Genomic DNA, 12,084 nt, shown 5'->3' with positions numbered 1-12,084 from the left:
TATGAAAACAATCAATCTTGTTGGCTATGGAAATGTTGGACAACATATTGCAAATATGTTTTCACATCTCACGGATTTTCAATTACAAGCGGTTTATACTCGAACACCGATTGAACAGGAAAATTTGCCTTTTGAAAATGTTCTTTCATTAGATGAAATGCCTTTTGCAGATCTTACGATTATCTCTGTAAAAGACGATGCAATTGCTGAGATTTCAACACAATTGCCCTACAAAGATTCGTTGGTTGTGCATACTTCGGGTTCTCAACCTATGGAAATTTTATCTTCAAAAAATAGGAAAGGGGTTTGGTATCCTTTGCAGACATTTTCAAAGGAAAAAACAATAAATTACGCAGAAATTTCTTTTTTTTTAGAAGTTGAATATGAAAGAGATAGACAGATTATCGAACATTTTACAAAATCGATTAGTTCGTCGTATTGTTTTCTCAATTCTCAACAAAGAAAGCAACTGCATATAACCGCTGTTTTTGCTTGTAATTTTGTCAATCATTTGTGGACGATTAGCGAAGATATTGCTTCTAAAAACCAAATTCCTTTTCAGTTTTTACATCCTCTAATCAAGGAAACGGTAGATAAAATACAATATCTTTCACCCAAACAAGCACAGACTGGTCCTGCGGTGAGAAAAGATTTGACAGTGATAGAAAAACATTTACAAACGATTGAAAACGAATCGTATAAAGAAATATATAAACTATTGACAAATTCTATTATTCAAACACATGAGTTATAAACATACACTAAATAATATTTCCACTTTTATATTTGATGTCGATGGCGTATTGACCGACGGCAGTATTTTGGTTACAGAAGAAGGACAGTTGTTGCGCTCGATGAATATCAAAGACGGTTTTGCAATAAAAACGGCGATCGATAAAGGATATACCGTTGTGATTATTTCGGGTGGAACCAACGAGGGTGTGCGTGTACGCTTAAATAAATTGGGGGTGCAAGAAGTACATCTTGGCGTTAAAGACAAAATCAAGGTTTTGAACGAAATAGCTGAAAAATACAAGATTTCTTTTGACGAAATGCTGTATATGGGCGACGATATTCCAGATATCGAGCCAATGAACGAGTGTGCGTTGCCTTCATGTCCGCAAGATGCCGTAGCCGAAGTAAAAGCGGTGGCTCAGTATATTTCGCACAAAGAAGGTGGAAAAGGTGCTGTTCGTGATGTGATAGAACAAGTGATGAAAGTGCAAGGAAAATGGTAATATCTTTATGAAGCTAAAAGAAATTAATCAAAAATATACAGTGAAATTGGCGTCTCAATCTCCACGAAGACAGCAGTTTTTGCGTGATTTGGGGGTGGATTTTCAATTGGTAAAAATAGATATAGAGGAAAACTATCCTTCTCATTTACAAAAAGAAGAAATCACCGATTTTTTATGTCAGTTGAAAGCCGAACATGCCGATTTTACTAATGAAAACGATGTGATTATTACTTGTGATACCATTGTTTGGCACGATGGCAAAGCCTTGGGAAAACCAAAAAATGCCGATGAGGCTTTTGAGATTATTTCATCTATGTCTGGCAAAACACACAGTGTGGTGAGTTCGGTTTGTATGAAATCTAAGGAAAAAATCGTAGTATTTCACGAAAGTACAGAAGTGTCGTTTAGCCAATTGACAGATGAAGATATTCGATACTATATTGAAACTTATCGTCCGTTTGACAAAGCAGGAGCATACGGTATCCAAGAATGGATAGGATTGATTGGAATCGAAAAAATTAATGGGAGTTATACCAATGTAGTAGGAATGCCGATGGAAAAATTATACAAACATTTGATAAATTGGGATAAATGAAAGAATTTTTTATAAAACATACAGAACAATTCATCATCACGGCGATAGTGATTGTAATTTATTACATCATCCGATTTTTGACAAAGAAAATTATTGACAAATTTGCTACTTCTTATCATCGTACAGACAAACGCAGTAAGATGATTTTTAAGTATATCAATGGAATGGTGATGTTTTTTGCCTCAACTGCGGTTTTGTTGGTATGGGGTATTGAGCCCTTGAAAGCATTTACTTTTTTGAGTTCGATTATTGCTTTTGTGGGAGTAGCCTTGTTTGCACAATGGTCTGTATTGAGTAATTTTACAGCAGGAATCATTATGTTTTTTTCGTTTCCCTATAAAATTGGAGACAGAATATTGATACATGACAAAGATTTTCCCTTTGAAGCAATTATCGATGACATCAAAACTTTTCACACGATATTAATCACAGATAATGGCGAGCGAATTTGCTATCCCAACAATTTGTTTTTGCAAAAATCTGTAGAAGTTAAAGAAGAGTAGGACAGCAGTCCTACTTTTTATTTTATATCAACCTCAAAATCTTTATTTTTGCAAAAAAACGTTTAAGTTATGTCAACAAAAAAAACACCTGAAAAAATACGTTGGAGAAATTCATATACATTGATTTTTATAGTCAATTTTGCATATATTATGTTTTTTTATTTATTAATGCAATTTTATAATTAATAAGGAAAGATGAGTATTATAGACTGGAGTATTTTGTTGATTACTTTACTTTTTACCATAATTTATGGTACAGTAAAGTCATTAAGAAATCAATCCATAAATGATTATGTTATGGGCGATAGACAAACCGATTGGTTTACCATTGGAATGTCTGTCATGGCTACTCAGGCGAGTGCGATTACATTTTTATCCACACCGGGTCAGGCGTATCACGATGGAATGGGGTTTATTCAGTTTTATTTTGGTTTGCCTCTGGCTGTGATTGTGATTTGTGTATTTTTTGTGCCAGTTTATCATAAATTGAAAGTATATACGGCTTATGAATACCTTGAAAAAAGATTTGATAAAAAAACTCGTACACTTGCATCACTTGGATTTCTCATTCAACGAAGCATAGGAACAGGAGTTACCATTTATGCACCTGCAATAATTTTGCACGCAACCTTGGGATGGAATTTTTCATTATTGGTGTTATGTATTGGTGTTGCTATCACTGTTTATACTTTTTTCGGAGGTACTAAAGCACTGAATATTACGCAAAAGCAACAAGCCTTTGTTATGTTTTTAGGGTTGGTTGTCATCTTTTTTTACATAGTATTCAATTTGTCTGATGAAACAGATTTCAACAATGCATTGGCATTGGCAAATGTAGAAGGAAAGCTGAACCTATTAGATTTTTCATTTAGTTTTACTGAAAGATATACGCTTTGGAATGGGATATTAGGAGGATTTTTTATGATGTTGGCATATTTTGGAACTGATCAATCACAGGTAGGTAGATATCTTTCTGGAAAATCCTTAGGACATATACAAAAAGGCTTAGTTATCAATGGATTGTTTAAAATACCTGTACAGTTTTTTATATTGTTGACAGGTGTTATGATTTTTATCTTTTTTCATTATGAAAAAGCTCCCTTACATTTCAATCCTGTAAATACACAAAAAGTATTGAATAGTCCTTTGCAAAATGAATATCAATATATGCAGATGCAATTGAGTTATTTGCAAGATGAAAAAAAAGAAATTGCAACTATTTATTCTGGACAGCTCAATCAGGGATTTAATAATCCGATGCTGGAAATGAAGTTGAAAATGCTACATAACGAAGAAAAACATATACGCGAAGAAGCTAAAAAAATAATTAAGACTGTTGACCATCAAGCAGAAACTAATGATAAAGATTTTGTGTTTATATACTATGTAATCAATTACTTACCAATAGGTTTGGTAGGTTTGTTATTAGCGATTGTTTTTAGTGCAGCGTTGTCGTCGGCATCGGCAGGGGTGTATGCTTTGGCATATACCTCTTCATTGGATTTGTACAAGTCGTATGTACCCAACAAGAGTAAAAAACACTATTTGAAAATGACCAGACTCTCTGTATTGATTTGGGGAGGTTTGTCTATTTTGGCAGCAAGTATAATCAATTATTTTGAAAATTTGATTCAGTTGGTAAACATCATTGGTTCTATTTTTTATGGATCTATTTTAGGAGTGTTTCTCATCGGATTTTTTGTTAAATATTGTCAAGCGTTTTCAGTGTTTTATGCTGGATTATTTGCACAAATAGCGGTGATCGTTTTGTTTTGTCTAAATGTTATCAGTTATTTATGGTTAGTAATTTTTGGAACACTATTAACGATGCTTATTGCATTAGTTTTAGAGTTTTTAAGGAGAAGGATTAAATAAAAGATTTTATGAGTTATTTTGTTGATGTTATCGTACCACTTTCTTTGCCCAATATATTTACCTATTCTGTTTTGCTAGAGGAATTTCAGCAATTGCAAATCGGTTGTAGGGTGATTGTACCTTTTGGGAAAAGCAAGTACTACACTGCCATTGTGGTCAATAAACATCAAAATCCTCCCGTTTTATATCAAGCTAAAAATGTTTACGAAATCATAGACAAAACGCCCAAAATTACCTTAAAACAATTGGAATTGTGGCAATTTGTAGCGGATTATTATTTGTCCAATTTGGGAGAAGTCTATTCTACGGCTGTTCCTTCGTTGTTTATTTTGGAAAATGAAACCATTGTGTATCTCAATATAGATAAAACGGTGGATATTAGCCAATTGACCGATGAAGAGTTTGTGATTTACGAAGCCTTGGAATTACAACCTATTTTGAAAATTCACGAAATACAAGCGATTTTAGGAAAAAACAGAGTGTATCCACTCATTGAAAAAATGTCTGAAAAAGGTATTGTGCGATTGTATGAAGAAACTGAGGAAAAATACAAACCTAAAACTGAAAAATATGTAGTGCTTCCTGCTCATTTTCAGTCGGATGATGCCTTGCGAAATTTGATTGATGAAGTAGCACGAACGGAAAAACAAAAAAAACTGTTGTTTACCTATTTTCAAATGGTTCCTGCTTTTCCCAAGGGAATTTTAGTGAAAGATTTGTTGGAAAAAGCAGAGGTCTCTCAGGCTGTTTTTAAAAATTTGGTCGAAAAAGGCATATTTGAAATTTCAGAGCAATCGGTCTATCGCGTGCAAATGGAAGATGCCTATGCCAATGAATATCAACTTTCAACTGAACAACAAACGGCTTTAAACGAAATTGAAACGCAATTTAGAGAAAAAGATACTGTTTTATTACACGGGATAACAGGTTCGGGTAAAACGGAAATTTATTTCCAATTGATTGAAAATGCGTTGAAAAACAATCAACAAATTTTGTTTTTAGTACCAGAAATTACACTGACCACTCAGTTGGTACAGCGACTCAATCAGCAATTTAGAAAAGAGGTGATGGTGTATCACTCAAAATATTCGCCCAATGAACGCTATGAGGTATGGATGCGTATGCTCGAAAAACCAATGGAAAGTAAAATCATCATCGGTACGCGTTCGTCTGTGTTTTTGCCGTTTACCGATTTGGGTTTGGTGATTGTTGATGAAGAACACGATACTTCGTACAAACAGCACGATCCAGCTCCTCGTTATCACGCCAGAGATATGGCGGTGGTGTTGGCAAAATCATTCAAAGCAAAATTGTTGATGGGATCAGCGACTCCGAGTATCGAATCGTATTACAATTGCCTGTTGGGAAAATACAGAAAAGTTATGCTAAACAAGCGATACAACGATGTGCCTTTGCCAAAAATGCACCTTATCGATATAAAGGAAGCCTACAAACAAAAAGCCATGGTGGGGCATTTTTCTACCGAATTAATCGATGCAATCAATCAAACGCTTTCGGAAGGAAAACAAGTGGTAATTTATCAAAATCGTCGTGGATTTTCCCCAGTTTTAGAATGTGGAACTTGTGGATATGTACCTCAATGTACGCAATGTGATGTGAGTTTAACTTATTATAAATCACAACATAAACTCAAATGTCATTACTGCGGTTTTAGTATGGCATACCCCAAAAATTGTATGGTGTGCAAAACGGTTGATATTTCTACCAAAGGTGTAGGAACCGAGCAAATAGAGGAAGAGATGCTGAAATTATTTCCACAGTATTCCATTGCTCGAATAGACCAAGATACGACCAAACGAAAATATGCTTTGGCAGAGATTATTGAAAAATACAAAAACGGAGCAATCGATATTATTGTAGGTACACAGATGATTACCAAAGGATTGGATTTTGACAATGTAGGATTGGTGGGCGTGTTGAATGTAGACAATTCATTGTATTTTCCAGATTTTCGAGCCCACGAACGAGCCTTTCAAACCATAGTGCAAGTAGCAGGTAGAGCAGGGCGTAAGCAACAAGGAAAAGTTTATTTACAAACCTACAATCCTTTTCACAATGTGGTGCAACAGATAGTCAATTATGATTACGAGCAAATGTTTAAAGAACAGATGTTTGACCGTCATAATTTTCATTATCCACCGTATTTTCGATTGATACATTTGCAATTTCGTCATGTCGATTTTCAACGAGTAAAAGAGGCTTCGCAATGGATGGTAGAACATTTAAAACAAAAATTGCAAATTCCGATTTTAGGACCGGAAGAACCTACTATCAACCGAATAAAGAATCTGTATTTGCGAAATGTAATGATAAAAGTACCAGCCAATGCTTCGCTTTTGGATACCAAAAAACACATACAGAGAAGTTTGCAGTCATTTGAGAATATTTCACAGTTTAAAAGCGTACGAGTGGTGATCAATGTAGATTTTTATTGATGTATATGCAATAACCCTCAATAAACAAAAAACTAAATTGATGTTTACATCATGACACGAAAACTGGTGACTATGTGTCCTAAGTTTAGATGTGTTTAAAAATAAATTAAAACAAAATGGATTTTCCTTCAAAATTATTAGAAAAAGCTGTTGAAGAAATGGCTCAATTACCTGGAATAGGTAAGCGTACTGCCTTGCGATTGGTGTTGCATTTGTTGCGACAACCATCTTCTATGACACAGTCGCTGACTACCGCATTGAGCAATTTGAGAGAGCAGGTGCAGTATTGCAAAGAATGTTTTACGCTTTCAGATACGGAATATTGTCATATTTGTAGCAATGTCAGTAGAGATCATCAATTGGTGTGTGTGGTAGAAGATATACGCGATGTAATGGCTATTGAAAATACGCAATTATACAAGGGAATTTATCATGTGTTGGGAGGGAAAATTTCTCCAATCGATGGAATTGGTCCAAGTCAGTTACACATTGCACCTTTGGTAGAAAAAGTGAAAAACGATCAAGTGAAAGAATTGATTTTTGCTTTGAGTTCTACTATCGAAGGAGATACCACCAATTTTTATATTTACAAACAAATTGAACAATACGGTATCAAAACTTCCATTATTGCAAGAGGTATAGCAGTAGGAGACGAATTGCAGTATGCAGATGAGGTAACGCTTGGTCGCAGTTTGATAAATCGCGTACCTTTTGATACAAGTTTGAAAGCGGAGTAATTTTATAAAATAGGCTGTCAGTTGGATTTCGGACAGCCTATTTTATTTTATATTTTCAATTAAAACAAGTCAAGTACAATACCAGCTGCACCTAAAAACTGATTTTTGTATGGATTTCCCCATCCTTCTTCAGAATCTAAAAATCCTCCCAAAGATCCAGAAAAGTTATACTGAGCTTTTGCATAAAAACCAATATATGGAGTAACCATGTATCGAGCACCGATATGTCCTCCAATTGCATTTGTACCAACGTTTAATCCTATATAAGGGTCAAGAATATCTTTGTTCAAATCCCAAAGACTACCTAAATGACCTCTAAAATATACACCAGCATTAAATCCTTGCATAAAGCGTTTTACTTTGTCATAAGTTACATCAAAAGTCATGTCGCCTACTGTAACTGATGATGGTAGTTTCGGTAAAAATAAGTATTGAATTTCTGAACCTACAACGATTGGTTTGTTTTCATATCTTGCACTCGTTTCAAATTCTACACCTGAGATACCTCCTACGTTGATGTATCCAAAATGAGTTTTGTAATCAATTTTTTCAACTACTTGTACAAAGTATTGAGCATTTGCACTAAAACTTCCTATTGAAAATAGTGCGGTTAGAAATAATTTTTTCATATTATGTTTGTTTAAGAGATTAACATTTGCGTTAACAAATGTAGGGTAAATGTGAATATAAACAAAATGAAATTTGAAGTAAGTATAAAAAAAATGCAACTATTTTTAATAGTTGCATTTTAGTACACTTGTTATAAAGAGTTCAAAGCTTTTTTAGCATATTGATTATTAGGGTCAATAGATAAAACTTTTTGGAAATTAGCTCTCGCTCTTCCTCTGTCAGAGTATCTATAAAAATCGCCAATGTTTGTATATGCTTCTACCTTCATCTCATTGATTTCATTTGTAGTACCATAATCTTTACTGTTTATAGCCTCAATGAATTTTTTGTAATTGTCAATAGATTTTTGATGGAATTTATCTCCCTTTCTGTCGTATGTACGTGCATTCATAATATACGCTTCGTGTGTATTAGGAGCCAATGAAAGCACTTTTTCAAAACAATCATTTGCTTTTGATAGCGGATCTGATGTGATTGGGTCGTCTTGAGTCATAAACAAACACGCTCCTTTGTAGTACAAGTTTGAAATAAAATGCTCTACATTTTCATTTTTTGTACCTAAATCAAAAACTTGATATGCCTCTTTGTAAAGATTTTTTTGGAACAAAGTCAATCCTTTGTCATAAATATAATTTGCTAATGAAGCGTCGTTTTGAATACCTATTTTCATGTTTTCGATTCCTTTAGAAAACAATTTTTCGTCTGTGTTTTTATGTTTCGTCGCTTGCATCACTTGACCTAATCCTAAGTAGAAATAATCAACAGCTGTTAATTTTTGTACTTTGTCTTGAACGTCAAAATATTTTTCAGAATACAAAAGCGAACTTTCAGAATTTTCATTTTCAAATGCTGATACAGCTGCAAAACGGTACATTTGGAAATTGTCTCCTCTTGTTTCCCAACGGTTTTCCACCAATTCAGTCACAGCATTAAAGTCTCTCAAACCTACGATAAACTCTCCGTATTGGTTATCTATATCAAAACTTTCAGGTACTAATTTATAAAATTCTTTATAACTTGCTGCTGCTTCTTTTTTGTAGGCATTATTATTTGAAAATTTTGCATAATCTCTATAAGCAAAGGCAGCATCTTTGTGTATTTGTGGATTTCCTGGTTCGATTTCAGCTGCTTGTTTGTACAAAGCAATTGCCTCTGGATAATTGTTTTCAATCAAGTGAATTTTAGCCAAACGCAACATAGCTTCTACATTTTTTGGCTGGTCTCTCAATATTTGTTTGTATCTCAATTCAGCAATTTTCTTTACTCCATCTGCCAAGTGTGCATCAGCCTCAATTAATTTGGCATTAACACTTTTCTTGTCATGAGTTTGTGCTTCTAAAGCAAATTCCAATGCTCTTTCTGCATTTGGTTTTGAACTTTCTAAATAGATTTTTGCAGATTGTAAGATTTTTTCTGGATTGATTTTTTTATCAGCCAAAACATAAGCCTTCATCTTAGACAATGCTTCTTTGTCTTTTCCGTTTTCTAAAGACAAAAATGCAATACCTAAATTATTAATATCAGCATTTCGAGCTGCTCTTAGTCCTTCTTTAAAGTACAATTCAGCCGAATCTTTTTGGTTTTGTGCCAAATGAATTCTTCCTAAGTTGTAGTAGAAATCTCCTCTCGAAGCGTCTTTTTCTAACTCTTCTTTGTAATATTTTTTTGCAACATCAAAATGTCCATATGCAATTACTTTTTCTGCATCCATCATAGGATTTTGTGCAGAAAGTGTCGCTGAAATTAAAGCGAATGTCAATGTAATTTTTTTATTCATAAATTATGTTTTTGTATGTTTATAACTATTTTACAACAATTTCTCTTGGTGGTATTTCTATAGGCATCAAACCTGATTTTAGTACGATGCGTTGTCCTTTGTCACTGGCTGCAAAACTCGCCAATCCTCTGCCTAATCCTGCTGCTCCTTTGATATCTACTATGTTGATGGTACGTACCAATGGATAGGTATTGTCAGCCAGGGTAGATTGTGAGGGTTTTATATATTGTTTTTGAGTTTCATTCCACAATTTCATTGTTCGCAAATGTGCTATGTTTTCTTCATTATTGTCATACATGTTTAGCATCCAATTACTACCAACGATTCCTATGGCTTTGGGATTTTGTGAAATATATTCGATGACTTCTTTTGTATTGTTCATATAATACATGTTTTTTTGATTGAAGTCTATTTCACCTTGTTCCTGAATCATTTTTGTAATCGTCGAATTAGCATTGTCAAACACGATGATTTTATCTGAATTGGGTTCTTTTAACTCGAGTAAAAACTTTTGAAAGTTCAGCAAACTGTCCTTATTCGTTTTATGAGTGATGAATACTACAGCTTCTTTTGCCACAGGAATAATTGTGGGTGCAATGCGTTGAGAAATGTGTTTGATTTCTTTTTCTGTCAAATCACGAGAAATCATTGCTAAAGAAATATCATTTTTTAGCAAACTATTGGTGATAGAGGTTGCATTGGACGTTTTTATTTCAATCGAAGCTCTGTCATAATATCTTTCAAATACTGTTGTAATGTCTTCAGCTAAGGGTGCAATGGATTCATCCACCCAAATCGTTGTAGATCCGGTTGTATGCGTTTCGCTTGTTTCTTGAGTTTTTGTGTCTTTACAAGCGTTGATTGATAGCAAAGTTATTATGGCGAAAAAGTACTTTTTCATTTTTTGATTGAAATAAATATGGTGCAATATAAAAAAAATCTTATAGAATATTACTTTTTTGTTGTTTTTTTCTAATTATTCCACAACTACTTGACGAATAGCTACCAATTTTTTCATCAGATTTTCAAAATAATCCAAATGTAGCATATTGGCTCCGTCGCTTTTTGCATTGGCTGGATCGTGGTGTGTTTCGATAAAAATTCCATCCACTCCTACAGCGATTCCTGCTTTGGCAATGGTTTCAATCAAATCGGGTCTTCCACCTGTTACACCACTCATCTGATTGGGTTGTTGCAATGAATGTGTAATATCCAAAACTGTAGTTGCGTATTGTTGCATCGTCGGAATTCCTCTAAAATCTACAATCATATCCTGATAGCCAAACATCGTCCCACGGTCGGTAACCATCACATTTTCGTTGTGCGAATCTAATACTTTCTGCACGGCGTGTTTCATACTTTCTGGACTCATAAATTGTCCTTTTTTCAAATTTACCGTTTTTCCAGTATTTGCCGCTGCTATTACCAAATCGGTCTGACGAACCAAAAATGCTGGAATTTGCAGAATATCTACATATTCGGCTGCCAATGCGGCATCGCTGCTTTCGTGTATATCGGTAACGGTAGGCACTTGAAATTCTCTTCCAACTTTTTCGAGGATTTTCAAGGCTTTTTCATCGCCGATTCCTGTAAATGAGTCGATTCTACTGCGATTTGCCTTTTTGAAACTTCCCTTAAACACCAATGGAATGTTGAGTTTGTCTGTAATGGTCAGCAATCTTTCGGCAATTTTAAATGCCATTTCTTCGCCTTCTATGGCACAAGGACCCGCTAAAACAAAAAAGTTTTTTGAGTCTAAATGTTTGATATTTGGTATGTTTGATAGGTTCATTTTTTTTATTTTTTTTTAAAAACCGTTGCAAATAATGCAGAAAAAATTACCCCCATAGAAAGGGTATAGGTTACTCCTTCACGGATTTTTACATCGATGTTGTGAGTTTCGAGTAAACTTTCTTTGGTAAATCTTCCTTTTGCTAATTGATAGTTGATGAGATTGTCGAAATACTCTGGGCTAATCGATTGATAAATAATGTAAATAGCCAATGGACTCAACAAGGTAATTATTCCTGTATAAAACAATCCTGATTTGAACAATTGGCTAAATGTTGCTTCATTGGCAAAGAAATTTTTCTTTTTGTCTATAAAAAATATCAAAATCAATATGATTTGTGCCAAAAACAAAGCTAATGTACTGAAAACAATATTGCTAAAATCTTGGTGTATGCCTAATTGTTTTTCGCCAAACGCCCAAACACATGAAAATAGCGTAAAAATCGCTGCCCATTTGATTTCTATTCCAAATTTTTCCATGA

At 34.1% G+C, this 12,084-nt stretch carries 12 protein-coding genes; 7 read left to right on the top strand and 5 right to left on the bottom strand.

The features are described from left to right. The first annotated feature begins 1 nt into the window (after window position 1). From AB4865_RS10095 to recR, 7 genes are all read left to right on the top strand, one after another. Window positions 2–754 carry a Rossmann-like and DUF2520 domain-containing protein gene (locus AB4865_RS10095; RefSeq protein ID WP_372473152.1) on the top strand — a complete coding sequence of 251 codons (753 nt, stop codon included), beginning with the start codon at window positions 2–4 and terminating at the stop codon, window positions 752–754. Then, the gene (locus AB4865_RS10090) at window positions 744–1,238 is read left to right on the top strand and encodes a KdsC family phosphatase (protein WP_372473151.1); all 495 of its coding nucleotides are present in this window, start codon (window positions 744–746) and stop codon (window positions 1,236–1,238) included. The genes AB4865_RS10095 and AB4865_RS10090 overlap by 11 nt, the downstream gene beginning before the upstream one ends. 7 nt (window positions 1,239–1,245) lie before the next feature. Then, on the top strand, window positions 1,246–1,833 hold the full coding sequence (locus AB4865_RS10085; RefSeq protein WP_372473150.1) for a Maf family nucleotide pyrophosphatase: 588 nt from the start codon (window positions 1,246–1,248) through the stop codon (window positions 1,831–1,833). After that, on the top strand, window positions 1,830–2,336 hold the full coding sequence (locus AB4865_RS10080; protein ID WP_372473149.1) for a mechanosensitive ion channel domain-containing protein: 507 nt from the start codon (window positions 1,830–1,832) through the stop codon (window positions 2,334–2,336). Before AB4865_RS10085 ends, AB4865_RS10080 begins: the two co-directional genes overlap by 4 nt. Window positions 2,337–2,531: 195 nt before the next feature. Then, window positions 2,532–4,211, top strand: a complete 1,680-nt coding sequence (locus AB4865_RS10075; RefSeq protein ID WP_372473147.1) for a sodium:solute symporter — start codon at window positions 2,532–2,534, stop codon at window positions 4,209–4,211. An 8-nt stretch (window positions 4,212–4,219) separates the two neighbouring features. Beyond that, window positions 4,220–6,667 carry a primosomal protein N' gene (gene priA, locus AB4865_RS10070; RefSeq protein ID WP_372473146.1) on the top strand — a complete coding sequence of 816 codons (2,448 nt, stop codon included), beginning with the start codon at window positions 4,220–4,222 and terminating at the stop codon, window positions 6,665–6,667. A gap of 116 nt (window positions 6,668–6,783) precedes the next feature. After that, the gene (recR, locus tag AB4865_RS10065; protein WP_372473145.1) at window positions 6,784–7,404 is read left to right on the top strand and encodes a recombination mediator RecR; all 621 of its coding nucleotides are present in this window, start codon (window positions 6,784–6,786) and stop codon (window positions 7,402–7,404) included. Window positions 7,405–7,463: 59 nt separating this feature from the next. On the opposite strand, the gene AB4865_RS10060 is transcribed toward recR, so the two are convergent. The 5 genes from AB4865_RS10060 to AB4865_RS10040 form a co-directional block, all read right to left on the bottom strand. Beyond that, window positions 7,464–8,033, bottom strand: a complete 570-nt coding sequence (locus AB4865_RS10060; RefSeq protein ID WP_372473143.1) for a DUF6646 family protein — start codon at window positions 8,031–8,033, stop codon at window positions 7,464–7,466. A gap of 131 nt (window positions 8,034–8,164) precedes the next feature. Next, window positions 8,165–9,811: a tetratricopeptide repeat protein gene (locus AB4865_RS10055; protein ID WP_372473140.1), complete on the bottom strand. Its 1,647-nt coding sequence runs from the start codon at window positions 9,809–9,811 to the stop codon at window positions 8,165–8,167. 25 nt (window positions 9,812–9,836) lie between these two features. Beyond that, on the bottom strand, window positions 9,837–10,712 hold the full coding sequence (locus AB4865_RS10050) for a PstS family phosphate ABC transporter substrate-binding protein (protein WP_372473139.1): 876 nt from the start codon (window positions 10,710–10,712) through the stop codon (window positions 9,837–9,839). A 75-nt stretch (window positions 10,713–10,787) separates the two neighbouring features. Next, window positions 10,788–11,603, bottom strand: coding sequence for a 3-deoxy-8-phosphooctulonate synthase (gene kdsA / locus AB4865_RS10045; RefSeq protein ID WP_372473138.1), 816 nt, complete (start codon window positions 11,601–11,603; stop codon window positions 10,788–10,790). A gap of 5 nt (window positions 11,604–11,608) precedes the next feature. Next, window positions 11,609–12,082 (bottom strand): DUF4199 domain-containing protein, encoded by a 474-nt coding sequence (locus AB4865_RS10040; protein ID WP_372473135.1) that lies wholly within the window; start codon window positions 12,080–12,082, stop codon window positions 11,609–11,611. Between the last annotated feature and the right edge of the window lie 2 nt (window positions 12,083–12,084).

This window comes from Capnocytophaga sp. ARDL2 (assembly GCF_041530365.1).
In the GTDB taxonomy this organism is placed as follows: domain Bacteria; phylum Bacteroidota; class Bacteroidia; order Flavobacteriales; family Flavobacteriaceae; genus Flavobacterium.
This window is presented reverse-complemented; position numbering and strand designations above follow the sequence as displayed.